General features: G+C 67.8%; 22 protein-coding genes. 8 read left to right on the top strand and 14 right to left on the bottom strand.

The genetic code is table 11. The features are described 5' to 3' along the window. Positions 1–77: 77 nt before the first annotated feature. The 4 genes from ACVMK0_RS01595 to xseB all read right to left on the bottom strand — a co-directional run bounded on the left by ACVMK0_RS01595 (position 78) and on the right by xseB (position 4505). Positions 78–1220, bottom strand: a complete 1143-nt coding sequence (locus ACVMK0_RS01595) for a TRAP transporter substrate-binding protein (RefSeq protein WP_476464074.1) — start codon at positions 1218–1220, stop codon at positions 78–80. Positions 1221–1410: 190 nt separating this feature from the next. After that, positions 1411–3270, bottom strand: a complete 1860-nt coding sequence (dxs, locus tag ACVMK0_RS01590; protein ID WP_045534533.1) for a 1-deoxy-D-xylulose-5-phosphate synthase — start codon at positions 3268–3270, stop codon at positions 1411–1413. A gap of 15 nt (positions 3271–3285) precedes the next feature. After that, the gene (locus ACVMK0_RS01585) at positions 3286–4236 is read right to left on the bottom strand and encodes a polyprenyl synthetase family protein (RefSeq protein WP_476464073.1); all 951 of its coding nucleotides are present in this window, start codon (positions 4234–4236) and stop codon (positions 3286–3288) included. A gap of 23 nt (positions 4237–4259) precedes the next feature. Next, a complete protein-coding gene (gene xseB / locus ACVMK0_RS01580; protein WP_045534529.1) occupies positions 4260–4505 on the bottom strand; it encodes an exodeoxyribonuclease VII small subunit in 246 nt (81 codons plus the stop codon). Positions 4506–4760: 255 nt separating this feature from the next. Here xseB and ACVMK0_RS01575 point away from each other — a divergent pair, with 255 nt between their 5' ends. Next, on the top strand, positions 4761–5921 hold the full coding sequence (locus ACVMK0_RS01575) for an aromatic ring-hydroxylating oxygenase subunit alpha (RefSeq protein ID WP_045534527.1): 1161 nt from the start codon (positions 4761–4763) through the stop codon (positions 5919–5921). An 8-nt stretch (positions 5922–5929) separates the two neighbouring features. Here the strand turns inward: ACVMK0_RS01575 and ACVMK0_RS01570 are convergent, their stop codons facing one another. Beyond that, positions 5930–7021 (bottom strand): nucleotidyltransferase family protein, encoded by a 1092-nt coding sequence (locus ACVMK0_RS01570; RefSeq protein WP_476464626.1) that lies wholly within the window; start codon positions 7019–7021, stop codon positions 5930–5932. 156 nt (positions 7022–7177) lie between these two features. Between ACVMK0_RS01570 and ACVMK0_RS01565 the strand changes: the two genes are divergently transcribed. Then, complete coding sequence (locus ACVMK0_RS01565; RefSeq protein WP_476464072.1) at positions 7178–7906, top strand: hypothetical protein; 729 nt, start codon at positions 7178–7180, stop codon at positions 7904–7906. 55 nt (positions 7907–7961) lie between these two features. On the opposite strand, the gene polA is transcribed toward ACVMK0_RS01565, so the two are convergent. Then, positions 7962–10859, bottom strand: a complete 2898-nt coding sequence (gene polA / locus ACVMK0_RS01560) for a DNA polymerase I (RefSeq protein WP_476464071.1) — start codon at positions 10857–10859, stop codon at positions 7962–7964. A gap of 81 nt (positions 10860–10940) precedes the next feature. Here polA and ACVMK0_RS01555 point away from each other — a divergent pair, with 81 nt between their 5' ends. After that, complete coding sequence (locus tag ACVMK0_RS01555; RefSeq protein ID WP_476464625.1) at positions 10941–11897, top strand: homoserine kinase; 957 nt, start codon at positions 10941–10943, stop codon at positions 11895–11897. Beyond that, positions 11894–12706, top strand: a complete 813-nt coding sequence (locus tag ACVMK0_RS01550) for a BPSS1780 family membrane protein (RefSeq protein WP_045534518.1) — start codon at positions 11894–11896, stop codon at positions 12704–12706. Before ACVMK0_RS01555 ends, ACVMK0_RS01550 begins: the two co-directional genes overlap by 4 nt. Before the next feature lie 25 nt (positions 12707–12731). On the opposite strand, the gene ACVMK0_RS01545 is transcribed toward ACVMK0_RS01550, so the two are convergent. From ACVMK0_RS01545 to orn, 5 genes are all read right to left on the bottom strand, one after another. After that, complete coding sequence (locus tag ACVMK0_RS01545) at positions 12732–15086, bottom strand: UvrD-helicase domain-containing protein (RefSeq protein ID WP_476464070.1); 2355 nt, start codon at positions 15084–15086, stop codon at positions 12732–12734. 80 nt (positions 15087–15166) lie between these two features. Then, entirely contained in the window at positions 15167–16054 is an 888-nt protein-coding gene (locus ACVMK0_RS01540; RefSeq protein ID WP_476464069.1) for an OmpA/MotB family protein, read from the bottom strand. Continuing rightward, positions 16051–16920, bottom strand: coding sequence for a motility protein A (locus ACVMK0_RS01535; protein ID WP_250959849.1), 870 nt, complete (start codon positions 16918–16920; stop codon positions 16051–16053). Before ACVMK0_RS01535 ends, ACVMK0_RS01540 begins: the two co-directional genes overlap by 4 nt. Positions 16921–17063: 143 nt before the next feature. After that, on the bottom strand, positions 17064–18773 hold the full coding sequence (locus tag ACVMK0_RS01530) for a DEAD/DEAH box helicase (RefSeq protein WP_476464068.1): 1710 nt from the start codon (positions 18771–18773) through the stop codon (positions 17064–17066). A gap of 379 nt (positions 18774–19152) precedes the next feature. Continuing rightward, positions 19153–19734: an oligoribonuclease gene (gene orn, locus ACVMK0_RS01525; RefSeq protein ID WP_045537358.1), complete on the bottom strand. Its 582-nt coding sequence runs from the start codon at positions 19732–19734 to the stop codon at positions 19153–19155. Between the two features lie 95 nt (positions 19735–19829). On the opposite strand from orn, the gene ACVMK0_RS01520 reads away from it, so the two are divergent. Further along, positions 19830–21101 carry a M48 family metallopeptidase gene (locus tag ACVMK0_RS01520; protein ID WP_476464067.1) on the top strand — a complete coding sequence of 424 codons (1272 nt, stop codon included), beginning with the start codon at positions 19830–19832 and terminating at the stop codon, positions 21099–21101. Further along, positions 21098–22039, top strand: coding sequence for a ribosome small subunit-dependent GTPase A (gene rsgA, locus ACVMK0_RS01515; RefSeq protein ID WP_476464066.1), 942 nt, complete (start codon positions 21098–21100; stop codon positions 22037–22039). Before ACVMK0_RS01520 ends, rsgA begins: the two co-directional genes overlap by 4 nt. Positions 22040–22134: 95 nt before the next feature. Here the strand turns inward: rsgA and ACVMK0_RS01510 are convergent, their stop codons facing one another. Continuing rightward, entirely contained in the window at positions 22135–23076 is a 942-nt protein-coding gene (locus ACVMK0_RS01510) for a CobD/CbiB family protein (RefSeq protein ID WP_045534508.1), read from the bottom strand. A gap of 84 nt (positions 23077–23160) precedes the next feature. Beyond that, positions 23161–23820 carry a CoA pyrophosphatase gene (locus ACVMK0_RS01505; RefSeq protein WP_045534506.1) on the bottom strand — a complete coding sequence of 220 codons (660 nt, stop codon included), beginning with the start codon at positions 23818–23820 and terminating at the stop codon, positions 23161–23163. Positions 23821–24045: 225 nt separating this feature from the next. On the opposite strand from ACVMK0_RS01505, the gene ACVMK0_RS01500 reads away from it, so the two are divergent. Both ACVMK0_RS01500 and ACVMK0_RS01495 read left to right on the top strand, forming a co-directional pair. Further along, positions 24046–24393, top strand: coding sequence for a ComEA family DNA-binding protein (locus ACVMK0_RS01500; RefSeq protein WP_082027398.1), 348 nt, complete (start codon positions 24046–24048; stop codon positions 24391–24393). Between the two features lie 113 nt (positions 24394–24506). Then, positions 24507–24818 (top strand): flagellar protein FliT, encoded by a 312-nt coding sequence (locus ACVMK0_RS01495; RefSeq protein WP_052468367.1) that lies wholly within the window; start codon positions 24507–24509, stop codon positions 24816–24818. Between the two features lie 50 nt (positions 24819–24868). Here the strand turns inward: ACVMK0_RS01495 and fliE are convergent, their stop codons facing one another. After that, complete coding sequence (gene fliE, locus ACVMK0_RS01490) at positions 24869–25204, bottom strand: flagellar hook-basal body complex protein FliE (RefSeq protein ID WP_476464065.1); 336 nt, start codon at positions 25202–25204, stop codon at positions 24869–24871. Positions 25205–25366: the final 162 nt, after the last annotated feature.

The following is a 25366-nucleotide window of genomic DNA, read 5'->3' as shown; positions in this document are numbered from 1 at the left end:
CCTAGGATACAAAAACGCCCCGCTTCCCAGCAGCGGGGCGTCGTGGGCTGTTTAGGCGCTAGGCCCGAACACCCCGATCAGAGCCGGTTGTTGCGGCCCTGCAACTGCATGTAGCTGTCGAAGCTGGCTTCGGCCAGACCGTGCCACAAGACCTGGTCGCGGCGGAAGGCGATTTGGTCGTCGTAGATTTTCTTCCAGCGCGGGTTGGTGTCGTTGAGCTCAGCGTAGAGCTCGTGGGCGGCACGGAACGCGGCGTCCATGACCGAACGCGGGAACGGCATCAGGCGCGTGCCGCCCGCCACCAAGCGCTTGAGCGCGGCCGGGTTGAGCGCGTCGTAGCGCGCCAGCATGGTGGTGTGCGCAAAGGCGGCCGCGTTGTGGACGATGGCCTTGTACTCGGGCGACAGGGCGTTGAACGCGGTCTTGTTGATGAGCAGGTCGAGCTGCGTGCCGCCTTCCCAGAAGCCGGGGTAGTAGTAGAGCGGGGCCACGCGGTGAAAGCCCAGCTTTTCGTCGTCGTAGGGGCCGACAAACTCGGCGCCATCGACGGTGCCGCGCTCCAACGCCTGATAGATTTCACCAGCCGGCATGGCCAACGGCACCACGCCCAGGCGCTCCAGCACCCGGCCAGCGAAACCACCGGCACGGAAACGCATACCCTGCAAATCGGCGGGGGAGCGGATTTCACGCCGGAACCAGCCGCCCATCTGCACCCCGGTGTTGCCGCAAGCAAAGTTGACGAGGTTGAAGGTGTCGAGCAGCTCGCGGCTCAGGGCCAGCCCGTTGCCCTCGTAGAACCAAGAGGTCATCTGGCGCCCGTTGAGGCCAAAGGAGATGCCGCCGTTGGCCAGTGCCAGCGCGTCTTCTTTGCCGAAGAAGAAGTAGTTGGCAGTGTGGGCGCACTCGATGGTGCCGGCCTGCGCCGCATCGAACACCCCCATGGCGGGCACCAGTTCGCCAGCCGGGTGGGTGCTGACCTGAAACCTGCCGCCGGTGGCGTCGGAGACGGCCTTGGCGAACACATCGGCCGCACCCCAGATGGTGCTGAGCGCGCGAGGGAAGGTCGAAGCCAAGCGCCAGCGCACGGTCTCACCCGTGATGACCGCGGGGGCTGCGGGGGCGGCCGCCGGAGCAGCGGCTTGTTCGCGTGGGCCGCAAGCGGCCAACAAGCCGGCTACACCAACTGCGCCGGTGCCGGCGATGATTGAGCGACGATCCATTAATTGACTCCGATAGACTGGTTTTGGGTTAGCTACCACCGACCACCCCATGTGCTGGGCTGATGGATGGCTGCTGGGCATTGTAGGACCCGCACAGAGCCGGTTTTGGCCGTGTAAACCCTAGGGAAAGGCGTTGCGGGTTGAAAAAATATCAATTCAACAGAACCGGCTTTCAAGCATCCGCTGTGCCCTACAAGCCTGAGCAGGCCGGCCAAGCGCGCACGCTGGCCTCGATGCCCGCCGCATCCAGCCCCAGCAGCGCCATCAGTTTGGCCGCATCGCCGTGCTCAATGAAGCGGTCGGGCAGGCCCAGCCGCAGCACCGGGCGCAGCAGGCCGGCCTCGTGCAGCGCCTCCAGCACCGCCGAACCTGCGCCGCCATTGAGCGCTCCGTCTTCGACTGTGACCAGGCAGTCGTGTTGCTGCGCCAGCTCGAGCAGCAGCTCACGGTCCAGCGGCTTGGCCCAGCGCATATTGGCCACCGTGGCGTCGAGCCGCTCGGCCGCTTGCAAGGCCGGGTAGAGCAAGGTGCCAAACGCCAGCAGCGCCACGCGCTTGCCTTGGCGGCGCCGTTCGCCGCGGCCAAAGGGCAGGCCCTGCAAGTCGCTCGGCAAGGCGGTGCCGGCGCCGCTGCCGCGTGGGTAGCGCACCGCCACCGGGTGCGCTTGCTGATAGGCGGTGCACAGCAGTTGGTAGCACTCGGCCTCGTCGGCCGGGCAGGCGATCGACACGTTGGGGATGCAGCGCAGAAAAGCGATGTCGTAGGCGCCGGCGTGGGTGGGGCCGTCGGCACCGACGATGCCGGCGCGGTCGAGTGCGAACACCACCGGCAGGTTTTGCAGGGCCACGTCGTGGATCAACTGGTCGTAGGCGCGCTGCAAAAAGGTGGAGTAGATCGCCAGCACCGGCTTGAGGCCCTCGCAGGCCAGCCCAGCCGCAAAGGTGGCGGCGTGCTGCTCGGCGATGCCGACATCGTGGTAGCGCTCGGGGAAGCGCTGGTGAAACTCGACCATGCCTGAGCCTTCGCGCATGGCCGGGGTGATGCCGACCAAGCGCTCGTCGTGCGCCGCCATGTCGCACAGCCAGCGCCCGAATACTTGGCTAAACGTGAGCTTGCTGCTGGATGGCGGGGTGGGCAGGCCAACCGCCGGGTCAAACTTGCCCGGGCCGTGGTAGGCGATGGGGTCGGCTTCGGCCAGCTTGTAGCCTTGGCCTTTGCGCGTCACCACGTGCAGGAACTGCGGCCCCTTGAGGCGGCGCAGGTTCTCCAGCATCGGGATCAGGACGTCGAGGTCGTGGCCGTCGATCGGGCCGATGTAGTTGAAGCCGAATTTTTCGAACAGGGTGATCGGCACCACCATGCCCTTGGCGCCCTCCTCGAGCCGGCGGGCGAGCTCGAGCAGCGGCGGCGCCACCCCCAGCACCTGTTTGCCCACCTGCTTGGCGGCCGAATAAAAACGCCCGCTCATCAGCTGCGCGAGGTAGCGGTTGAGCGCCCCCACCGGCGGGCTGATCGACATGTCGTTGTCGTTAAGCACCACCAGCAGCCGCGTCTGCTCGAGCACGCCGGCGTTGTTGAGGGCTTCGAAGGCCATTCCGGCCGTCATGGCGCCGTCGCCGATCACGGCCACGGCGTGCCGGTCGGCGCCCTGCTGCTGCGCCGCCACCGCCATGCCCAGCGCGGCCGAGATGCTGGTGGACGAGTGCGCGGTGCCAAAGGTGTCGTACTCGCTCTCGGTGCGCACCGGAAAGCCGCTCACCCCCCCCAATTGACGCAGCGTGTGCATGCGCTCGCGCCGGCCGGTGAGGATTTTGTGCGGGTAGGTCTGGTGCCCGACGTCCCACACCAGCCGGTCTTGCGGCGTGTTGAAGACGTAGTGCAAGGCCACCGTGAGCTCGACCGTGCCGAGGTTGGAGCTCAGGTGGCCGCCGGTCTGGGCCACGCTGTGCAGCAAAAATTGGCGCAGTTCGTCGGCCAGCGGGCGCAACTGGGCGCGCGTGAGGCGGCGCAAGTCGGCCGGGGATTGGATGGTGTCGAGCAAGCCAGTCATGGGGTGTGAGGGGTTTTAGTGAGAGCGGTGCAGCACCCAGTCGGCCAGATCGTGCAGGGTTTGCGCCGCCGCCACGGGGCGCTCGTGCAAGGCGGCGTGGGCCTGTGCCAGCAGGTCGTGGGCGTACTGGCGCGCCCCGTTCAGCCCCATGAGGGAGACGAAGGTGGGTTTGTCGGCGGCGGCGTCTTTGCCGGCGGTTTTGCCCAAGATGCCGGAGTCGGCCACCACGTCGAGCACGTCGTCGATGACTTGAAACGCCAGCCCGAGCGCCTGGCCATAGCGCGTGAGGGCGGCGAGCGCAGCGGCATCGGCCCCACCGGCCAGCGCCCCCATCTGCACGCTGGCCAGCAGCAGGGCGCCGGTTTTGCGGCGGTGCATGTCTTCGAGCTCGGCCAGGCTCAGGCGGCGGCCGACGCTGGCCAGATCGATCGCCTGCCCGCCGGCCATGCCTAGGTGCCCGGCAGCCCGGGCCAACTGCAGCGCCAGCGCGGCCCCCAGGGCGGCATCGGGCTGCTCCAGCAACAATTCAAACGCCAGCACCTGCAACGCATCGCCAGCCAGCAGCGCCGTGGCCTCGCCATATTGCACGTGCACGGTCGGCTTGCCGCGGCGCAGCACGTCGTTGTCCATGCAGGGCAGGTCGTCGTGCACCAGCGAGTAGGCGTGGATCAGCTCGACGGCGCACGCCGCGCGCAGCACGGCAGTGTGCGTGGCTGATGCCAAGGCGGCTGCGGGCGCACCGGCTGCGGCCTCGGCCGCCGCCCACACCAGCAACGGCCGCAGGCGCTTGCCGCCGTCGAGCACCGCGTAGCGCATCGCCAAACCCAGCGCGGCCGGCGCCTGCGGCGCCAAGGCAGCGTCCAGCGCGCGCTCCACTTCGGCCAAGCGGGCCGCACTCCAGGCGCTGAAATCGGGGGCTGGGGCCGTGGTAGGTGCTGGGTTGGGTGTTTGCAATGCGGATTGCATGGGGGTCTGCATAGACGCGGCGTTCACGGCTGGGGCGTCCAGGGGCGCTCGGCGCCGTTTTCGAGCACCGTGAGCTGCTGCTCCAGCGCCTCGAGCCGGGCGCGGCAGTAGGCCAGCAGCTCGTTGCCGCGCTGGTGCTGCGTGAGCAACTCGTCGAGCGGCAACTGGCCGCCATCGAGCCGGGCCAGCAGGGCGTCGAGCTCTTGCGCCGCGGCTTCGTACGATGGGGGGACATCGGCAGCGGCTTGGCCAGCTTTGGGTTTGGGCATGGGAATGGCAAGTAAACCGGGGTTGCGCCAAGGCGGCGACAATGAACTGCGGATTTTAGGCGCTCGCGCCCGCTTGGGTGCGGATTTGCCTAAAAAGCACCCAGCCACGGGAACCCCAGGGGTACAATCGCGCTCCCTTGTTTTCAACTCGATGGGAGTTGTACACACCCTTAGTTCGCGCCGAACCGCTGCCCCGCACCGACACGCGCTTTCCCTGCCCCTTCATAGGGGGAGTCTCTTGAGGTCAGGACCATCATGTCTGATTTGAGTCTTCCATTGCAGCAGGCCACAAGCCAATTGCCCGTTTCCAGCTACTTTGACGAGGCGCTGTTGCAGCGCGAGCTGGAGCATATCTTTCAGCGCGGGCCCCGCTACGTGGGGCATGTGAACTCGGTGCCCAACGTGGGCGACTACTACGCCCTACCGCACGAAGGCGAGGGCCGGGCTCTGGTGCGCACCGCGCAGGGCGTGGAACTGGTGAGCAACGTCTGCCGCCACCGGCAAGCCGTGATGCTCAAGGGCCGCGGCAACCTGCAGCAAAGTGGCAGTGGCCACGCCAGCGGCCACATCGTCTGCCCGCTGCACCGCTGGACCTACGACGGCGGCGGCGCGGCCCAGCCGGGGCAGCGCCTTGGCCAACTGCTGGGCGCACCGCATTTTGCGCACGACCCCTGCCTGAACCTGCAACGCTACCCGCTGCGCGAGTGGAACGGCTTGTTGTTCGAGGACAACGGGCGCGACATCGGCGCCGACCTGGCTGGCCTCGAGCAGATCAGCGAGCTCAACTTCGAGGGCATGGTGCTTGGGCATGTGGAGCTGCACCAGTGCAACTACAACTGGAAAACCTTCATCGAGGTGTACCTCGAGGACTACCACGTGGTGCCGTTCCACCCCGGGCTCGGTCATTTCGTGACCTGCGACGACCTGCGCTGGACCTTCAAGCCCGAGTATTCGGTGCAAACCGTGGGCGTGCAAAACCTGCAACAAGGCGGCGGCAGCCCGGTTTACAAACATTGGCACGAGGTGCTGCTGCGCTACCGCAACGGCCAGTTGCCCGAGCGCGGCGCGGTCTGGCTCACCTACTACCCGCACCTGATGATCGAGTGGTACCCGCACGTGCTCACGGTCTCGACCGTGCACCCGCTGGGCGTGAACCAAACCCTGAACCGGGTCGAGTTCTACTACCCCGAAGACATCGCCGCCTTCGAGCCCGAATTCATGGCCGCGCAGCGCGCCGCCTACATGGAGACCTGCATCGAAGACGACGAGATCGGCGAGCGCATGGACGCCGGGCGCAAGGCGTTGCTGGCGCGCGGCGAGAACGAAGTCGGCCCCTACCAAAGCCCGATGGAAGACGGCATGCAGCACTTCCACGAGTGGTACCGCGCGCGCATGGGGGCGCGCTTGCTGGGCTGAGCGGCGTTTTAAGCGCGCGCGTCGCCCCAGCGCAGCGGAAAGCGGTCGTCGCCGACGTAGGTGGCGTTGCCCAGCCGATCGACGCAGTAGCTGGGCGAGACGATCATGTCTTGGAACAGCATACCGGCGCCGATGCGCGTGTACTCGAACAAGATGCTGCGCTCGACGCGCGAGCTGGCGCGCAAGTGGCTGCCGTGGCCGATCCAGCACGGCCCGACCACGCTGCAGCCGGGCTCGAGGCGCACGCTGGAGCCAAAATACACCGGCCCTTGCACCTGCACCGTGGCCCAGTCGATGCGGGTGTTGAGCCCCACCCAGACCCCCGGGCGCACCTCGGTGCCGGGCATGTGCATCTGCTCCACTTCGCCGCGCAGCACGCGCTGCAGCACCGACCAATAATCGCTCACGCGCCCGATGTCGATCCAGTTGAACGGGCGGCTTTGGGCGTAAAAAGGCAGGCCGCGCTGCACCAGCAGCGGGAACAGCTGGCTGCCGATGTCGAACACCTGCCCGGGCGGAATCAGCTCGAGCGCCGCCGGCTCGAAGATGTAAATGCCGGTGCTGGCCAAGGTCGATTTGGCCTCGTGCGGCTGCGGCTTTTCTTGGAACGACTGCACCCGGCCGCTGGCGTCGGCGAGCACCACGCCGTAGTTGCTCACCTGCTCGCGCGGCACCTCGAGCGTGACCACGCTGGCCAGCGCGCCTTGGGCGCGGTGCTGGGCCAGCGCGGCCCTGAGGTCGAGGTCGATCAGCGCGTCGCCGCACAGCACCAGCGTGGTGTCGTCAAAAAAACCGCTCTGGTCTTGGATGTGGCGCATGCCGCCGGCCGAACCCAGCGGGCGCGGCAAGATATCGCCGTGGTCATAGACGCCCTCGTAGGAGTAGCCGATCTCGACGCCCCAGCGGTGCCCGTCGCGAAAATACTCCTCGATTTTGCGGTGGTTGTAGGCCACGTTGACCATGATCTGCGTCACGCCGTGGCGCGCCAGATGCTCGATCAGGTATTCCATCACCGGCTTGCCCAAAATTGGCACCATCGGTTTGGGCAGGTCTTTGGTCAGGGGCCGAACCCGGGTGCCTTGGCCAGCGGCCAGGATCATTGCTTTTGCCATGTGCGCGCTCGCGAGCCGGCGTGGGAGCCGGAAACCGTTTAAACCCGGCGATCATACGGCAGCGCCCGATCGGCGAGAATGCAGCACATTGGGGCAGCGATCCCGCTGCCTGCACGCCTCTGGCGCCCTTATATCCCACCCCCGATGTCGATCAGACCCCGTTTTCTGGCTCGCTGGCCCGCCCTGCTCGGGGCTGCGCTCCTGTTGCTGACTGCGCTGCTGGCCGGCTGTGCGGCGCCCGTCACCCAGCCCCCGCGCGCGGCACCCGAAGCGGCGGCGCCCCCCGTGCCCGCGCCCGGCAGCTTGCACACCATCGGCTTCGACGGCGGCAGCCTGCTGGTCGATACCCGCACCACGGCCTGCCGCATCACGCTCAGCGGCGCCATCCACGAAGACACTGTGCGGCGCATGCACAGCGCCATGCAGCGGATCGAGGCTGCACGCTGCGCGCAGCGCTTGCTGCAACTGGAAACCGGCGCGGCTCAGGTGGGCAGCGCCATCACCTTGGGGGCGATGCTGCGCAACCGCCGGTTCGACACCTTGGTGCCGGCTGGCCGGGTCTGCGACACGCCGTGCCTGCTGGTGTTTGCGGCCGGCATCCAGCGCACACTGGCGCACGGCGCCCAACCGGCGCAACTGGCCATCACCCAGTTGCCACCCGACGCCGATTTTGGCCAGCGCAGCTGCCGCAGCGAACCCAACGCGGCGCAGCAGCTCACGCTGGCGCGCTACCTCAACGCCATGCTGCCCGAACCCACCTCCAGCACCGTACTGCGCCAGGTGCTGGCCGCCGACTGCAACGGCTCGGCCCGCCTCGGGCCGGAGCAAGCGCTGGCCCTAGGGCTGGCCACCTCGACCGCGGCGCGGCGCTAGGGCGCGTGCCGGCCCCAGCCTTCGGACCGCTCAGCCTCCCAGCCCCACCAGCTTCTCAATGCGCCTGCTCCCAGTTGGCGCCAAAACCCACTTCGGCCAGCAGCGGCACCTTGAGCGCGGCCACGCCGGCCATCAGGCGCGGCACCTCGGTGCGCAGCCAATCTTGCTCGGCTGCGGGCAGCTCGAACACCAGCTCGTCGTGCACCTGCATGATCATGCGGCTGGCGCGGCCTTGGGCGTCGAGCGCCTGCTGCACCGCCACCATGCTGAGCTTGATCAGGTCGGCGGCCGTGCCCTGCATCGGGGCGTTGATGGCGGCGCGCTCGGCGGCGGCGCGGCGCGCGGCGTTGGGCGAGTTGATCTCGGGCAGGTGCAGGCGCCGGCCCAGCACCGTGTGCACGCAGCCGCGCGCTTTGGCTTCGGCGCGGGTGGCGTCCATGTAGCGGCGCACGCCGGCAAAGCGCTCGAAATAGCGCTCGATGTAGTTGCGCGCCGCCCCGGTGTCGATGCCCAGCGCCTTGGCCAGTCCAAAGCTGCTCATGCCGTAGATCAGGCCAAAATTGATCGTCTTGGCGTAGCGGCGCTGCTCGGCGCTCACCTGCTCGGGCGCCAGGCCAAAGACTTCGGCGGCGGTGGCGCGGTGCACGTCCAGCCCGTCGTGGAAGGCGCGCAGCAGGGCCGGGTCGTCGCTCAGGTGCGCCATGATGCGCAGCTCGATCTGCGAGTAGTCGGCGCTGGCGATCAGATGCCCGGGCGCGGCCACGAACGCCTCGCGCACGCGCCGGCCCTCGGGCGTGCGGATGGGGATGTTTTGCAGATTGGGCTCGTTGCTCGACAAGCGCCCGGTCACGGCCACGGCCTGCGCGTAGTGGGTGTGCACGCGCCCGGTGCGCGGGTGCGCCAGCGCCGCCAGCTTGTCGGTGTAGGTGCCCTTGAGTTTGGCCAGCGAGCGGTGCTGCAAAATCTGCGCCGGCAGCGGGTAGTCTTCGGCCAGTTTTTCGAGCACTTCTTCGTCGGTGCTGCGCGCGCCGGTGGCGGTTTTTTTGAGCACCGGCAGGCCCAGCCGGTCGTACAAAATCTCGCCCAGCTGCTTGGGGCTGGCCAAGTTGAACGGCTGGCCGGCCAAGGCGTGGGCGCGCGCCTCGAGCTCGACCAGGCGCAGGCCCAATTCGTGGCTCTGACGCGCCAAGGTGGCGGCATCGATCAACACGCCGTGGCGCTCGATGCGGTAGAGCACCTCGGAGCACGCGATTTCGAGCCCATAGACGGCGCGCAGCGGCGCCTCGGCCTGCAGCCGCGGCCACAGGCGCTGGTGCACCTGAAGCGTGAAATCGCTGTCTTCGCAGGCGTAGATGCTGGCGCGCTCGATATCGACTTGCGCAAACGGTATCTGCTGCGCGCCCTTGCCGCACAGCTCGGCGTAGCTCAAACCCCGCTGGCCCAAGTGGCGCTCGGCCAAGCTCTCGAGGCTGTGCGGCAGGTGTGCTTCGAGCACATAGCTTTGCAGCAGCGTGTCGTGCTCGAGGCCGCGCAGCTCGATGCCGTGGTTGGCGAACACGTGGCGCTCGTACTTGAGGTGCTGGCCGAGTTTGGCCGCGGCCGGGTTTTCCAGCCAAGGGCGCAGGCATTCCAGCGCCGCCGCGCGCGGCAGCTGCTCGGGCGCGCCGGGGTAGTCGTGCGCCAGCGGCAGATAAGCGGCCGCGCCGGCTTCGAGGCTCCACGACAGGCCGACGATTTCGGCGCGCATGGGCTCGAGGCCCGTGGTCTCGGTGTCGAGCGCCACCAGCGGCGCCGCCTGCAGCCGCGGCAACCAGGCGTGCAGCGCCTCCCAGGTGAGCACGGTCTGGTAGTGGCGCGGTGGGGGGGTGGGGGCGTGTGCTGATTCCACCTCGGCGGCCTGAGCTGAAGCTGATGCGGCATCTGGCCCGGCGATGTCAAACATAGAGGCTTGGTCGGCGGGCGCGGCGCTGGCCGCTTCGACGCCAGCCAGTTTGGCGCCTTCTCCACGCCTAGCCCAGCCCCCCGGCTTGGCCCCTGCCTCCCGCTGCGCCCCATCAGCCGCCCCGCCCTCCTCCAGCGCCCGCACCAGCGTCTTAAAGCCGTAGCGTTGGTAAAAATCGCGCAGCGCCGCCCGATCGGGGGCTTGCAAGCGCAGCGCTTGCTGCACGTCCGGCGCGCTCAGGTGCGCGCTCAGGTCGCAGTCGGTTTTGATGCGCAGCAGCTGGCGCGCCGTGGGCAACCAGTCCAGCGCCGCGCGCAGCTTGGCGCCCACGGCGCCGGGCATCTGCTCGGCGTGGGCCACGATGGCCTCGAGCGAGCCGTATTCGTTCAGCCATTTGACGGCGGTTTTCGGGCCCACCTTCTCGACGCCGGGCACGTTATCGACCGTGTCGCCCACCAGGCACTGGTAGTCCACCATTTGCTGCGGCAGCACGCCAAACTCGGCCTGCACCCCGGCCACGTCGCGCCGCTTGCCGCTCATGGTGTCGATCACCATCACCCGCGGCCCCACGAGCTGGCTCATGTCTTTGTCGCCGCTCGAAATCACCACCTGCACCCCGGCCGCGGCGGCGCGCTGCGCCAGCGTGCCCAGCACATCGTCGGCCTCGACCCCGGGCACGCACAGCACCGGCCAGCCGAGCAGGCGCAGCACCGTGTGGATGGGCTCGATCTGGGCGCGCAAATCGTCGGGCATGGGGCTGCGCTGCGCTTTGTAGGCCGGGTAGAGCGCATCGCGAAAGGTGGGGCCGGGCGCGTCGAACACAAAGGCGGCGCTCTGCGCCGGGTGCTCGCGCAACAGCGCCTGCGCCATGTTGATGAGGCCGCGCAAGGCGCCGGTGGCCGGGCTGCTGGGGTCGCCGGGCACGGCGCGCAGATCGGGCATGGCGTGAAAGGCGCGGTAAAGGTAGCTCGAGCCATCGACCAGCAGCAGGGTGGGGGGTGATTCAGTCATGCACGCATTGTGCCGCCTACAATCGCAGCCTATGCAAGCCTCCCTGTCTGGCGCCCTGTGCGCGCCCTGCTCCCCCTAGCCATGGCGGTCTATACCGAAGTCACACCGGCCCAAGCCGCGGCGCTGCTGCAGCAGCTGGGCCTAGGCGCACTGCTCGAGCTGCGCGGCTGCCCCGGCGGCATCGAGAACACCAACTATTTTGTCTCGGTGCAGGCGAGCGGTGGCGCGCGCCAAGAATACGTGCTGACGCTGTTTGAGCGCCTGGGCTTTGAGCAACTGCCCTTTTACCTCTGCCTGATGCAGCATCTGGCGGCCAAGGGCATCCCGGTGCCCAACCCGGCCCCAGACGCCAGCGGCCACATCCTGCACCGGCTACTGGACAAGCCAGCAGCGCTGGTCAACAAGCTGCCTGGCCAAAGCGTGCTGGCGCCGCAGCCCGCGCACTGCGCGCAGTTGGGCACCCTGCTGGCGCGCATGCACTTGGCGGCACTAGACTACCCGCTCCAGCAACCCAACCTGCGCGGCTTGGCGTGGTGGAACCAGACCGCCCCCGAGGTGCTGCCGCATTTAAGCCCGGCGCAGGCCGCTTTGCTGCGCAGCGAACTGGCGCTGCAAAACGATCTGGCGCTGCAACCCGATTACCAAAGCCTGCCGCGGGGCGCCGTGCACGCCGATCTGTTCCGCGACAATGCCCTGTTCGAGGGCGACCGGCTCACCGGTGTGTTCGATTTTTATTTTGCCGGCTGCGACACCTGGCTGTTTGACCTGAGCGTGGCCCTGAACGACTGGTGCATCGACCTGGCCAGCGGCCAGCCGGATGCGGCGCGCAGCCACGCCCTGCTGGCTGCCTACCAATGCCTGCGCCCCTTGAGCGCCGCCGAACTCGAACTGCTGCCGCTGCTGCTGCGCGCTGCGGCGCTGCGCTTTTGGCTCTCGCGCCTGTGGGACTGGTACCTGCCGCGCGACGCCGCTATGCTGGTGCCGCACGACCCCACCCACTTTGAGCGCGTGCTGCGCGCGCGGGTGGCGCACACATGAGACTGCACCGCGTACCGGCGCGCACCGGATTGATGTGGGTGCGCTTGGGCCTGAGCACGTTTTTCAAGCAACCGCTGGCGCTGGCCGGGTTGTTTTTTCTGTTCATGCTGGTGGTTTCGGTGCTGTCGCTGGTGCCGCTGCTCGGGCAGGCGCTGGCGCTGGCGCTGCTGCCCGCCGCCACGCTGGGCCTGATGGCAGCCACGCGCATCGCAAACTCGGGCCAGTTCCCCATGCCCGCGGTGCTGGCCAGCGCCTTTGCCGCCGGGCGCGAGCGCGCGCGCGCCATGCTGGTGCTGGGCCTGATCTACGCCGCCGGATCGCTGCTGATTTTGGGCCTGACGCTGCTGATCACCGGCGGCGCGGCCGCGCCCGCGGTGCTGCCAGACCCAGCGGCCGTGCCGGTGGAGCCCGGTGCCAGCCCCACGCCCCAAGACCTGATGCTCGCACCCGAGGCCATCAACCGCATGCTCGTCAGCGCGCTGCTGCACGTGCCGCTCGGGCTGCTGTTTTGGCACGCCCCGGCGCTGGTGCACTGGCACGGGGTGTCGCCGCTCAAGAGCCTGTTTTTCAGCGCGCTGGCCTGCTGGACCAACAAGGCGGCGCTGCTGTATTACTTTTTGGGCTGGGCCGCGGTGTTCTTCGGTGTGGCCTTGGTGCTGGTGCTGCTGGGCAGCTTGGTGGGTGGGCCACGCTTCATCAGCATGCTGCTGTTTCCGGTGGCCATGCTCATGAGCGCGATCTTTTTCACCTCGCTCTACTTCACCTTCCGCGACAGCTTCGAGACCGACGAGGGGCAACCCCCGGCCTGAGCGGCCCAAGCTCAGCCACTGAGCGTCACAGCGGCGTGAGCTTGGCCACCGCCAGCGCCAGCCACTTGCTGCCGTGGCGCGTGAAGCTCACCTGCGCCCGTGCGTCGTCGCCGCGCCCCTCGACCGCCAGCACCTGGCCTTGGCCAAATTTTGGGTGAAACACCTGCATGCCGGCGCGGAGGCCGTGCGTTGCGTCTGCCGCCGCGCGGCTGGGCGCCTCGGACACCAAGGCGCTGCGCCCCCAAGCCGGCTGCAGCCCGACTGCCGCTTTGCCCAAGCCCGCTGCGCCCAAGCCGCTGCCCGGCTTGGGGCTGAGCCATTGCAGACACTGCGCGGGCAGTTCGTCCACAAAGCGGCTGCGCGGGTGGTAGCGCGTTTGGCCGTGCAACATGCGCGTCTGGGCGTGGCTCAGGTAGAGCCGCTGGCGCGCGCGCGTGATCGCCACGTACATCAGCCGCCGCTCCTCTTCCAGCGCCTGCGGGCTGGCGCTGGAGTTGTCGTGCGGGAACAGCCCCTCTTCGAGCCCGGTGATGAACACGGCGTCGAACTCCAGCCCCTTGGCGGCGTGCACCGTCATCAGCTGCACCGCGTCCTGCCCGCTCTGGGCTTGGTTGTCGCCGGCCTCGAGCGCGGCGTGGCTCAGGAAGGCCTGCAAGGGGCTGAGGGTTTCGCCGCTGGGCTCCTCAAAGCCCGAATCGGAGGCGGCAGCGCGGGCTTCGGCGGCGGCGGTCTCGTCCAGCGGCAGCGCCACCGCATCGCGGCCAAAGCCTTGTTGCAGCACAAAGCTCTCGGCGGCGTTGAGCAGCTCCTCGAGGTTTTCCACCCGCTCGCTGCCGTCGCGCTCAGCGCGGTAGTGCGCGAGCAAACCGCTGTGCTGCAACACCAGCACCACGATCTGGCGCAGCGGCTGGCCCTGGCTGCCCTCGCGCAGCACGTCGAGCAAGGCCACGAAGGCCGCCAAGTGGGAGCCGGCCTTGCCCGGCACGGCGCTGACCGCATCGTGCAGCGAACAACCGGCGGAAGCCGCAGCGGCCTGCAAGGCCTCGATGCTGCGCGCGCCGATGCCGCGCGGCGGAAAATTCACCACCCGCAGCAGGCTGGTGTCGTCGTGCGGGTTGTCGATCAGGCGCAGGTAAGCCAGCGCGTGTTTGATTTCGGCGCGCTCGAAAAAACGCAGCCCGCCGTACACCCGGTACGGCAGCCCGGCGTTGAACAGCGCCGTCTCGAGCACCCGGCTCTGCGCGTTGCTGCGGTAGAGCAGCGCCACCTCGTGCGCGGGCAAGCCGTCGCGGCCGATGAGCTGGCGCACCTCATCGACCACCCAGTTGGCCTCGGCGTAGTCGCTCGGCGCCTCATAGACGCGCAGCGGCTCGCCGCAGCCTTGGTCGGTGCGCAGGTTTTTGCCCAGCCGGCCTTGGTTGTGCTCGATCAGGCGGTTAGCGGCTTCCAGGATGTGCGCCTGGCTGCGGTAGTTTTGCTCGAGCTTGATTTGCTGGCGCACGCCGAATTCGCGCACAAAGTCGGCCATATTGCCCACGCGCGCGCCCCGAAAGGCGTAGATGCTCTGGTCGTCGTCGCCCACCGCCAGCACGGCGTTGCCGGCGGGCACGAAGCGGCCGCCCTCCATGCGCCCGGCCAACAGCTTGAGCCAGGCGTACTGGAGCTTGTTGGTGTCTTGGAATTCATCGACCAAGATGTGCCGAAAGCGGCGCTGGTAGTGCTCGCGCACCGGGTCGTGGTCGCGCAGCAGTTCGTAGCTGCGCAGCAGCAGCTCGCCAAAGTCGAGCACGCCTTCGCGCTGGCACTGTTCCTCGTAGAGGCGGTAAAACTCAACCTTGTGGCGCTGATCGGCGTCGCGCACCGGCACCTGGTGCGCGCGCTGGCCTTCCTCTTTGCAGGCGTTGATGAACCACTGCAGCTCCTTGGGCTTGAAACGCTCCTCATCGAGCGCGAGCTGTTTGTGCAGCCGCTTGATGGCGCTGAGCTGGTCTTGCATGTCCAGAATCTGGAACGTGGCCGGCAGGTTGAGCAGCTTGCAGTGGGCGCGCAGCATGCGGTGGCACAGGCCGTGAAAGGTGCCGATCCACATGCCGCGCACGTTCAGCGGCAGCAGCGCCCCCAAGCGCGTGAGCATCTCTTTGGCGGCCTTGTTGGTGAAGGTCACGGCCAGCACCCCGGCCGGGCTGAGCTGGCCGGTGCTCAGCAACCACGCGATGCGAGTGGTGAGGACCTTGGTTTTGCCCGAACCGGCCCCGGCCAAAATCAGCGCCGGTTCTGGACCCAGCGTCACGGCGGCGAGTTGTTCGGGGTTGAGCGCTTGCAGCAGCGGCGGCAGGGTGGCTGCGGTGGCAGCGGTTTCGGGCGCGTATTGGAGGGTCATGCTTGGATTATCGGCTGCTGGCCGACACCCTTGGGCCTAGTGCGCTTGGGCTTGGTGCGCTTGGCCTGAGCTATGGGAGCCTAATCCACCGGCGGCGCTTCGAGCACGATTTCGACGCGCCGGTTTTGCGCCCGCCCCTGCGCGCTGGCGTTGTCGGCCAGCGGGCGCGTATCGGCCACGCCGGTGGCGCGCAGCCGCATCGGGTTGACGCCGCGCCCCTCGAGGTGGCGCACCACGGCGCCGGCGCGGCCGGCGGCCAGCTCCCAGTTGGAGGGAAAGCGCGCGGTGGCAATGGGCACGTTGTCGGTGTGGCCCTCGACCACGATGGTGTGGCCCAGGGCCTGGTTGAGCACCGGCAGCAGCTCGTCGATCACGCGCTGGCCGGCCGGGGTGAGCGCGGCTTGGCCGGGTGCAAACAGCAGCTCGCTGCTGATGCGAAAGCGCGTCACCCCCTTGGCTTCGGTGACCACTTCCACGTTTTCGCCGATATCGCCCACGTTGAGCGCGGGCGGCTCGGGCGGCACCGGGGCGGCGCGGATATCGACCGGGTCGCCCTCGACCCGCGCCGGGGCCGTGGCCGGGTGCGGCAGCGGCACCGGCGGCAAAATGGTGGTGCCCGCATCGGCTGCGGCCTGCACCTGCGGGTGCATGCGGTCGAGCGCGATTTCGCGCCGCTCACCCCTGAAGGCTTCGCTCACCGGCTCGGAAAAGGCCAGCATCACCACCATCATCGCCAGCAGCAGCGTGACCACGTCGAGGTAGGTGATCAGCCAGGTTTCTTCCTCCTGCACCGGCGCTGGGTCCACGTGCCAGCGCTCGAAGCGCCCACTGTGCAAGGCACTGATGGACTGGTTGGCGCTGCCTTCGCTGGGCGGAGCCGCGCTTTGGCCTGGCATGGCTTTGGCCGCCGCGTCAGGCCCGGGCGGCATTCGGGCCAGCATGCTTTCGAGCAAGGTGGGAGGGCTCATGGCCGCCCGGCTGCGCTGGGGCCGGGTTTGCCGGCTTTGCTGGCTTTGCGTGCAGCAAAAGGCCACCAGCCGCGCGCTTGGGCGGCTGGCTGCGCACCGTCGAAAATTTCATCTTCGTGGTGGGCAGCAAAGGATTTGAGCGTTTCGCGCATCAGCGACGGGCTGCGCCGTGCCGTCATCATGGCGATGCCCTGCATCACCATGTTCATCAAGATCACGCGCTGCTCGGTGCGGCGCTCGAGCTTGACCGCCACCGGCTTGAAGACCAAGTTGGCCAGCAAGATGCCGTAAAAGGTGGTCATCAGGGCCACCGCCAGATGGCCGCCGATCACCAGCATGTCGCCGGTGCCCAAAATGTCCATCATGTTGACCAGCCCGACCAGGGTGCCGATCATGCCAAAGGCGGGCGCGTAGCTGGCCATGACGCGAAACAGCTGCGCCTCCGCCGCCTCTTTGGCGCGCAGGCGCGAGATGCGCCACTGCATCAGGTCCAAGATGTCGGCCTCGGGCGTGCGCTCGATCACCAACTGCACCCCGGTGCGCAAAAAGGGGTTGTTGACATTTTTGAGCGCGCGCTCGACCGCGGCGAGGTCGTCGCGTATCCACAAGCGCGAGACATCGACCAGCTCGTCGATGGCGCTCTGGGTGTAGAGCCGCTCGTTGCGGATCACGGTGCCAAAGAGCTTGAACACGCGCAGCACCTCGCGCAGCGGGTAGCTCATGAAGGTGGCGGCCAAGGTGCCAAAGAGCACGATCCCCAAGCCCGGCAGGTCGATGAACAGCAGCGGGTCTTCGGCCGCAAAAATCATCACGACGACCAGCAGCAGCACGCTGGCCACCATCCCGATCAGGGTGGAGGGATTCATCTGGAGGGGCTCCTAGCGCGGCACATGCACGCCGCCTTTGAGCCACCATTGTGCCGCATCGGGGCACGCCAGCGCCAGCGGTTAGGCGGTGGTCTGGGCTGGCATGGCGCAAACACCAGCGCCCCTCCCCCTAGGTGCTGGGGTCAGCGGCTGGGGCGGCCTTTGCCGGCAAAGGGCTTGGCAGCGCCTTGCGGGCGCTCGCGCTTGTCGCCCCAAGCCGGGCGGTCGCCGAAGGATGGGCGCTCGGCAAACGCCGGACGGTCGCCAAAGGCCGGGCGGTCGCCCTGGCGTGCCGGGGCCGGTTTGCCAAAGCCGTGGCGCGGCCCCTCGCCGGGGGTGCGCGGTGGGTGGTGCGGCTGGTGCTGTGTGGGGCGGGCGCCGAAACCGCCTTCGCGCGGACCGCTGTAGGGCCCCGGGCGGGCACCGCGGCCAGCGGGTGGGCGGCCGCCGGGGGCACGGCGGGGATCGCGGCTCTCGTACAGGGGCTTGCGCGGCTCCATGCCGGGCACGGTGTGGGTGTCGATCACTTGCTGGCTGTAGGCTTCGATTTCGCCGATCTTGCGCCGGTCGCGCATTTCGGCCATGGTCACCGCCAGCCCTTGGCGCCCGGCGCGGCCGGTGCGGCCGATGCGGTGCGTGTAGTCTTCGGCCTTCATGGGCAGCCCAAAGTTGAACACATGGGTGATGCTGGGCACGTCGATGCCGCGTGCGGCCACGTCGGTGGCCACCAGAATCTGCACCTGACCGCTGCGCAGCGCCGTCAGGCGGCGGTTGCGCAAGCCTTGGCTGAGTGCGCCGTGCAGCGCCACGGCCGCAAAGCCGGCTTGCTGCAGGTCGGCGGCCAGCGCGTCGCACTCGATCTGGGTGCTGGAGAACACGATCGCCTGCTCGATGCTGGCGTCGCGCAGCCAGTGATCCAGCAACTGGCGCTTGTGCTCCGGGCTGTCGCACCAGTACAGGCGCTGCTCGATGTTCACATGGCGGTCTTGCGGGGTGTCGATCTGCACCCGCTGCGGCTCGCGCATGACGCGCGTGGCCAGCGCCTGGATGCGCGGCGCAAAGGTGGCGCTGAACATCATGGTCTGGCGCCGCGCGGCGGTGAGGCGGTTGACTTCGGCCAGGTCGTCGGCAAAGCCGAGGTCGAGCATGCGGTCGGCCTCATCGACCACCAAAAACTGCACCTGATCGAGCACCAGCTGGCCGCTGCGCTGCAAATCGAGCAGGCGGCCCGGCGTGGCCACCACGAGGTTGGCGTTTTGCAGCTTGGCGATCTGCATCTGGTAGGGCATGCCGCCGACCACGTTGGCAATGCGCAGGCCGCGGCAGTGCTGCACCAGGTCGATGGCGTCGTTGGCCACCTGCTGCGCCAGCTCGCGCGTCGGGCACAGCACCAGCGCACCCGGAATGGTGGGCTTGAAGTGGCGCGCCAGCAGCGGGTTTTGGCGCTTGGCGCGCTTGGGCGCGGGCTGGCCGGCCGCAGCGGCCTCGGCCTGCAGGCGCTCCCATTCGGCGCGCTCGGCGGCCTCTTGTTGCTCCATCTGCACCAGCAGGGTGTGCAGCACCGGCAGCAGGAAGGCCGCGGTTTTGCCGCTGCCGGTCTGGCTCGAGACCATCAGGTCGGTGAAGGCGTGGCCGCCCGGGCGCGCGCTGCCTTCGGCCTGCATGGCTTTGGGGATTACGGCTTGCTGCACCAGCGTGGGCTGGGTGAAGCCCAGGTCGGCCACGGCTTTGAGCAGCGGCTGGGCCAAGCCCAACGCGGCAAAAGCCGAAGGCGTGGCGGGGGTGGCCACGGGGGTGGTGGTGGCAGGTGTCGCGGCGTCAATAGCCGCAGGGTTGCAGGTGATGTCTGTCATGTCGTTCGTCCATGCGCACTGTGGGCGCAAAGGAACAAAAACGGAAGGCCGCCCAGCCGTGACAGGCTGCGCGGGTGCGCCCGATTCGTTCGTGGTGAAAAAACACATCGACCACAAACAAATCGGCCCGGAGGACTCTGCCCTATTTGGGGCAGCGCGACCGGGCTGGGGTTGGATGGGGCCAGGCAGCCGCCGCTCGAAAGCCGGGCTGCGGGCAGCCACTGCTGACTGCCCGATCGGGCGCATGCAAATCAAGCAAGGCCTAACCACTTCCCCATGAAACCACCCCCAAAAAGCGTGAGGCAGATGCAAGGTTTACACTGCTTTTGCAGTGCAGCTTTTGATTATCACGTATTTTCTCGCGGCGTGCAAGAATTATTTATCGCAGCAGGTGCTGGCGGTAGTGCTCCAGCTCGTCGATCGACTCGTGCACGTCGGCCAGCGCGGTGTGGCGCTGTTGTTTTTTGAAGGCTGCATAGACCTCGGGGCGCCAGCGTTTGGCCAGCTCTTTGAGCGTGCTCACGTCGAGGTTGCGGTAATGGAAGTAGTCCTCGAGCTTGGGCAGGTACTTGAGCAAAAAGCGCCGGTCTTGGCCGACGCTGTTGCCGCACATGGGCGAGCCGCCCTTGGGCACGTAGCGGCGCAGAAAGGCCAGCAGCTCGGCTTCGGCCTCGGCCTCGCTCAGGCGACTGGCGCGCACCTTGTCGAGCAGGCCGCTCTTGCCGTGCGTGCCTTTGTTCCAGTTGTCCATCGCCGCCAGCAGCGCCTCGCTTTGCTGCAGCACCAGCACCGGGCCGTCGATGCGCGGGCTCAGCTGCGGCCCGGTCACCACCACGGCGATCTCCAGCAGGCGCTCTTTCTCCGGGTCGAGCCCGCTCATCTCGCAGTCGATCCAGACCAGGTTTTGGTCGCTGTGGTGCAGTTCGGCCGTTGCGGCCTTGGGTTCGTCGGGGGTTTGCATGGCCCGCATTCTCGCCGATTCAAACGCATCCCTGCAGCCCTCCCTGCAGCCTTTATCCCTGCAGCCTTTGGCGCCGGCTCCTATACTTGCACCCTATGGATTTTCTAGCTGCTTATGCCCCCCTGCTGTGGACGGCCGTGTTTTGCCTGCTGCTCACCGCCGGCTTGCTCACCCGGCTCTGGCTGGCTGGGCGCCAGATGCGCCACGTGGCGCAACACCGCGCCAGCGTGCCCGCCGCCTTTGCCGAGCGCATCGGGCTGGCGGCGCACCAGAAAGCGGCCGACTACACCATCGCCAAAACCCGCCTCGGGTTGCTCGAGGGCAGCTTCGGCGCTGCGCTGCTGATCGGCTGGACGCTGTTGGGGGGGCTCAACGCCCTCAACTTGGCCTTGCTGGCGTGGCTGGGGCCGGGCCTGCTGCAGCAGGTGGCGCTGCTGGCGGCCTTCACCGCCTTGGGCGCGCTGCTGGAGCTGCCGCTGTCGTGGTACCGCACCTTTGTGCTCGAGCAAAAACACGGCTTCAATCGCATGACGCCGCGCCTGTGGCTCACCGACGGCCTCAAGGGCACCTTGGTTGGGGCGGCGATCGGCCTGCCGGTGGTGGCCTTGTTGTTGTGGCTGATGCAGGCCGCCGGCCCGCTGTGGTGGCTGTGGGCCTGGGCGCTGTGGATGGCCTTCAATCTGCTGCTGCTGGTGCTGTACCCGAGCCTGATTGCCCCGCTCTTTAACCGCTTCGAGCCGCTGCAAGACCCGGCCCTCAAAGCCCGCATCGAAACCCTGTTGGCGCGCTGCGGCTTCAAGGCCCAAGGCTTGTTCGTGATGGACGGCAGCAAGCGCAGCGCCCACGCCAACGCCTACTTCACCGGCTTTGGGCCCGCCAAGCGGGTGGTGTTTTTTGACACCCTGTTGCAGCAACTCGCGCCCGGCGAGATCGACGCCGTGCTGGCGCACGAGCTCGGGCACTACAAGCGCCGCCACATCCTCAAGCGCATTGTGCTCATGGCCGTGCTGAGCTTGGGCGCCTTGGCCTTGCTGGGCTGGCTGGCGCAGCAAGTCTGGTTCTACACCGGCTTGGGCGTGACGCCCAACCTGATGCAGCCCAACGGGGCGCTGGCGCTGATCCTGTTTTTGCTGGTGACGCCGCTGGTCGGTTTTTTTGCCTCACCTTGGATGAGCGCGCTGTCGCGCCGACAAGAGTTCGAGGCCGACGCCTTTGCGGCGGCGCACGCCGACCCGCGCGACCTCGCCAGCGCCTTGCTCAAGCTGTACCAAGACAACGCCAGCACCCTCACCCCCGACCCGCTCTACGTGCGCTTCTATTACTCGCACCCGCCGGCGAGCGAGCGCTTGGCGCGCTTGGGCGCATGAGGCTCCCACCGAGCGGCGCTTCCGGCGGCGCGGCGCTGAGCGACGAGCTGCAAGGCTTGGTGGTGGGCACCCACGGCCGCCACTGCTGGATCGAGACCGACGACGGCCGGCGCCTGCTGTGCCACCTGCCCGGCCGCAAAGACGCGCCGCTGGTGGGCGACCGGGTCTGCTGGCAGCCCAGCGGCGACGGCGGTTCGATCAGCCGCACGCTGCCACGGCGCAACGTGCTGTATCGGCAAGACGAGCTGCGCACCAAATCCTTTGCCGCCAACCTCGACCTGGTGCTGGTGCTGCTGGCCGCCGACCCGGTGTTTTCCGAAAGCCAGCTCAACCGTGCGCTGGTGGCCGCCGCTGCGGCCCATATCGACGCGTTGGTGGTGCTCAACAAACTAGACCTGGGCCCGGCCTTCGACAGCGCCTGGCAGCGCCTCGCCCCTTACCGGGCCTTTGGCCAAGACGTGTTGCCCCTGTGCCTGCACGAGGGCAGCGACCCGGCCACGCTTGCTGCCCTGCGCCAGCGCCTTGAAGGCCGCACGACCCTGGTGCTGGGCCCCTCGGGCACCGGCAAAAGCACGCTTATCAACCGGCTCATCCCCAGCGCCATGGCGGCCACTGGGGCGGTGTCGCGGGCGCTCAATTCGGGCCGCCACACCACCACCAGCAGCAGCTGGTATTGGCTTGATGGGCAGCGGCGTTCGGCGCTGATCGACTCCCCTGGGTTCCAAGAATTTGGCCTGCGCCACCTCGAGCCGCCGCAGTTGGCGCAGCTGATGCCGGATTTGGCCGCGCACTGCGGGCAGTGCCGCTTTTACAACTGCACCCACCTGCACGAGCCCGGGTGCGCGGTGCGCGCCGCCGTGGGCCTAGGGGTGCACGAGCAACGCTACCGGCTCTATGTGGATTTGCACCGCGAGCTCAGCGCGGCGCCGCGCTATTGACTCTGGCGGTGTGGTGCGCACGGGTTTGCACACGCAGGGGCCAAGGCCTAGACCCCCTAAACGCGCCCAGCCCAGCCCTTAGCTCTCACACCTCTCTACCAAGCGCGGGCAAACAGCGCCAGCGCCAGCAGCAGCAGCCACAGCAGCACGCCGCGCCACACCAGCCCCACCATGCTGGCCAGGTGCGCCAACTGGGGCACGCGCGCGTCCGACTCGCTCCAGCCCAGCTCGGGCGTGTACAGGGGCTCGCCCAGCGGGGGGCCGCTGCCTAGGCGCACGTTCATGGCTCCGGCGCTGGCAGCCAGCAGCAAGCCATCGTTGCCCTTGTTCAGGGCGCCGTCTTGGCGCCAGTTGGCGATCGCTTCTTCAAAATTGCCCACCACCGCAAAAGCCAGCGCCGTGGCACGCACCGGCAAGTAATCCACCACGTGCCAGCCGCGCCGCGCCGCCGCGGCCGAGGCGTCTTCGGCCTGCACCGTGGTGCGCACCGGCCAGTGGCGCGCCAAGTGCAAGGCCATGCGGTACAACACCGCCCCTGCCGGCCCCAGCCCGATGGCGGCAAAGGCCACGAATGCCACCATGACGCCGAATACATGGCGGTGCGCGGCCAGCACCGAGTGCTCGATCACGTGCCGCAGCAGCTCTTGCGGCGGCAGCTCGGCCACCTCCACCCCCTGCCAGCGCGCCAGTTCGGCCCGCGCCGCGGCCTCGTCGCCCGACTCCAGCGCCACCCGGATGGTGGTGAAGTGGTGGCTGAACTGCCTGAAGCCCAAGGTCAGGTAGAGCACCAACACCGCCCACGCAAAACCGAGCAGGCCGTGCACCCAGTTGAGCAGCCCGTAGATCAACACCGCCAGCACCACCGGCCCCAGCACCGCCAGCGCCCACGCCAGCCAGCCGTGGTGCCATTGCCCGGCATCAAGCCAGCGCCGGGCCGCAGCCGCCCACGCGCGCAACGCAGCATGCGCCGGGTTGTCGTCGTGCAAGGGGCGCGCCTGTTCGAGCACCAATGCAAAAATGAGGGCAAACAAGGTCATGGGTCGGCATCATAACCAGCGCGGATGCTTTGGGCCAGCTTTGGGCCAGCCATGCCCGGCAGCTTGATGCGGTGCGCCCTAGGCTCAAGCACTCAAAAGTCGGTACAGGTTGCGCAGCATGGCCGCCGTGGCGCCCCAGATGTAGCACTCGCGCGTGCCGTCGTGCCACGGCATAGAAAACCACTGCCGGCGGCGGCCTTGCCAGAGCAGTTCGTGGCGGCGGTGGTGCGCCGGGTTCATCAGATAGACCAGCGGCACCTCGAACACCGCCGCCACCTCGCGCGGGTCGGGTTGTAGGCGCTGGCTGGCAGGCACCAAGGCCAGCACCGGCGTGACGATGAAGCCGCTGCCAGTGGTGTAGTCGGGCAGCTGGCCCAGCACCTCCACCACCTGATGTGGCAGCCCGATTTCCTCTTGCGCTTCGCGCAAAGCGGCGGCTTGGGCGTTGGCGTCGCTGGCGTCGATCTTGCCGCCGGGAAAGGCGATCTGGCCGGGGTGGTCGGGCAACTCGGGGCTGCGCTCGGTGAGCAGCAGCGTGGGTTGCGGCCCGGTGCGCACCGCCATCAGCACCGCAGCGCGGCTGGGCGCACGCTCGATGAAGCGGGGTTCATGCCACAGCTCGGGCTGCCACGGCGGCGGCGCCGCCAAACGGCGCCGCAGCGCCAGCGGCTGGCACTCGGCGGGCGCCACGGCGGGCAGATGCGCATCGGTGCCCAGCACAGGCACTTGGGTGGGGTCAAACATCGTCGGTTGGTGGGGGCGTCGGCGCTGCAGGCACCAGGCGCCCCAATCAGCCCCAAGGCGCCCGCTGCAGTTAAGATCTTCGAATTGTGCAGTGTCGGGGTATGCACCACAGGAGAGGCAGCCATGGTCTACGTAGGCAAAGCAGTAAATCGCAGGGGGCTGCAGAGGCCATTGCAGTGGCGTGTGCAGCGGCAATCGAGGTGGAGCCTGGTGGCGGCAGCGTTGATGATCGGCGTTTTGCTGTTGCTGGCCTCGGCCGGTGCCAACGCCGTAGAGGCCAACCGCGCCTCCGCCTCCGACTTGGATGCGATCAAAGGCATCGGTCCGGTGATGCTTGAGCGCATCGTGGCGGCGCGGCAACAGCGCCCATTCGCCAACTGGAGCGATTTCTCCAACCGGGTGCGTGGAGTCGGCCCCACCACCGCCGCGCGTCTGTCAGCCAACGGTCTGCGGGTCAATGGCAAAGCCTTGGGGCAGGATGCACCGACCAATCCGGTGCGTTGGCAACCCATGGTGCCGCAGCCGCTGGAGCCGGTGCACCCTGCCAGCGCAGCCACCAAAGCCCAGAACTGAGCGGCACATTCCACCCAGTAAGCGCTCAAGTTGGCGCAGAACACTACGATATAGATAGCACGACTTGAGAATTTGTACAGATCTCATCTGGCCCTTCGACCCACCTGCCCACCATGTCCACCATGCCTACTGACCTGCTCGAGCACTACCAAGCGATCGAAAGAACCAGCCAAGCGATGCTCGACGCCGCGCAGGCGCACGACTGGGACGCCGTGATGCGGCTCGAAAGCGCCTGCGCCGTGCTGATCGAACGCCTGCGCGAACTCGGCCAAGAGGGAGATTTGACGCCCACAGAGCGCGCCCGCAAACAACGCATCATGCTCACGCTGCTGCGCCATGATGCCCAGATTCGGGAACTGGTTGAGCCCTGCGTCGATGATTTGTGGGCCAACCTGGGGCCGACTCGGTCCACTCTGCTGCATTGACGCTCCCTTATCGGGCTGCAGCCGCACCATCTAGAAACATACAAACGCCCTCATACCTGCATGTTCATCACATCGGTGTACGCCTGCATCATGCGGTTGCGCACATGCAAGGCGGCCTGAAAGCCGATCTGTGATTTTTGCATCGCAAGCATGGTTTGCTCCAAGCTCACGTTGGGGTTGCCGAGCTGAAATTCGGTCTGCAACTGGCCCGCGCGCTCTTGGGCGGCGCTGACGTTTTGCAATGCGGTCTTGAAGGCTTGCCCAAAGCCGCCGGCTTCGGGCACCGCCCCAGTCGGTCCACCCACACCCGATTCCAAGCCGGGCAGGCGCGCGGGGCGCGGGGCGCCTACGCCGACGGTCGTGGGGGGGGTGAGGCGCAATTCCATGGCTAGATCCTTGCAGGGCGGGTGGCTCAATGCGGTGAGTGGCTATGCTACGGCCGCTCACGCCCCGACTTGAGGCCGATAAAGCGCCCGTTCGCAGGGCTTTTTCCGCTTTAGATTCGGGGCCGGGCCACACACAATGCCCTCAGCCCCCAAAACCGTCCT

This window comes from Serpentinimonas sp. SSL01, from assembly GCF_056323735.1.
This window is presented reverse-complemented; position numbering and strand designations above follow the sequence as displayed.

Bases quoted from the DNA above. Each gene is read 5' to 3' on its own strand.
- ACVMK0_RS01555 (WP_476464625.1), top strand. From the start codon at position 10,941: ATGGCGGTCTATACCGAAGTCACACCGGCCCAAGCCGCGGCGCTGCTG.
- ACVMK0_RS01505 (WP_045534506.1), bottom strand. From the start codon at position 23,820: ATGTTTGACCCCACCCAAGTGCCTGTGCTGGGCACCGATGCGCATCTG.
- ACVMK0_RS01495 (WP_052468367.1), top strand. From the start codon at position 24,507: ATGTCCACCATGCCTACTGACCTGCTCGAGCACTACCAAGCGATCGAA.
- ACVMK0_RS01550 (WP_045534518.1), top strand. From the start codon at position 11,894: ATGAGACTGCACCGCGTACCGGCGCGCACCGGATTGATGTGGGTGCGC.
- orn (WP_045537358.1), bottom strand. From the start codon at position 19,734: ATGCAAACCCCCGACGAACCCAAGGCCGCAACGGCCGAACTGCACCAC.
- ACVMK0_RS01565 (WP_476464072.1), top strand. From the start codon at position 7,178: ATGTCGATCAGACCCCGTTTTCTGGCTCGCTGGCCCGCCCTGCTCGGG.
- ACVMK0_RS01540 (WP_476464069.1), bottom strand. From the start codon at position 16,054: ATGAGCCCTCCCACCTTGCTCGAAAGCATGCTGGCCCGAATGCCGCCC.
- xseB (WP_045534529.1), bottom strand. From the start codon at position 4,505: ATGCCCAAACCCAAAGCTGGCCAAGCCGCTGCCGATGTCCCCCCATCG.
- fliE (WP_476464065.1), bottom strand. From the start codon at position 25,204: ATGGAATTGCGCCTCACCCCCCCCACGACCGTCGGCGTAGGCGCCCCG.
- dxs (WP_045534533.1), bottom strand. From the start codon at position 3,270: ATGACTGGCTTGCTCGACACCATCCAATCCCCGGCCGACTTGCGCCGC.
- ACVMK0_RS01570 (WP_476464626.1), bottom strand. From the start codon at position 7,021: ATGATCCTGGCCGCTGGCCAAGGCACCCGGGTTCGGCCCCTGACCAAA.
- ACVMK0_RS01545 (WP_476464070.1), bottom strand. From the start codon at position 15,086: ATGACCCTCCAATACGCGCCCGAAACCGCTGCCACCGCAGCCACCCTG.
- ACVMK0_RS01585 (WP_476464073.1), bottom strand. From the start codon at position 4,236: ATGCAATCCGCATTGCAAACACCCAACCCAGCACCTACCACGGCCCCA.
- ACVMK0_RS01595 (WP_476464074.1), bottom strand. From the start codon at position 1,220: ATGGATCGTCGCTCAATCATCGCCGGCACCGGCGCAGTTGGTGTAGCC.
- ACVMK0_RS01575 (WP_045534527.1), top strand. From the start codon at position 4,761: ATGTCTGATTTGAGTCTTCCATTGCAGCAGGCCACAAGCCAATTGCCC.
- rsgA (WP_476464066.1), top strand. From the start codon at position 21,098: ATGAGGCTCCCACCGAGCGGCGCTTCCGGCGGCGCGGCGCTGAGCGAC.
- ACVMK0_RS01510 (WP_045534508.1), bottom strand. From the start codon at position 23,076: ATGACCTTGTTTGCCCTCATTTTTGCATTGGTGCTCGAACAGGCGCGC.
- polA (WP_476464071.1), bottom strand. From the start codon at position 10,859: ATGACTGAATCACCCCCCACCCTGCTGCTGGTCGATGGCTCGAGCTAC.
- ACVMK0_RS01530 (WP_476464068.1), bottom strand. From the start codon at position 18,773: ATGACAGACATCACCTGCAACCCTGCGGCTATTGACGCCGCGACACCT.
- ACVMK0_RS01535 (WP_250959849.1), bottom strand. From the start codon at position 16,920: ATGAATCCCTCCACCCTGATCGGGATGGTGGCCAGCGTGCTGCTGCTG.
- ACVMK0_RS01500 (WP_082027398.1), top strand. From the start codon at position 24,046: ATGATCGGCGTTTTGCTGTTGCTGGCCTCGGCCGGTGCCAACGCCGTA.
- ACVMK0_RS01520 (WP_476464067.1), top strand. From the start codon at position 19,830: ATGGATTTTCTAGCTGCTTATGCCCCCCTGCTGTGGACGGCCGTGTTT.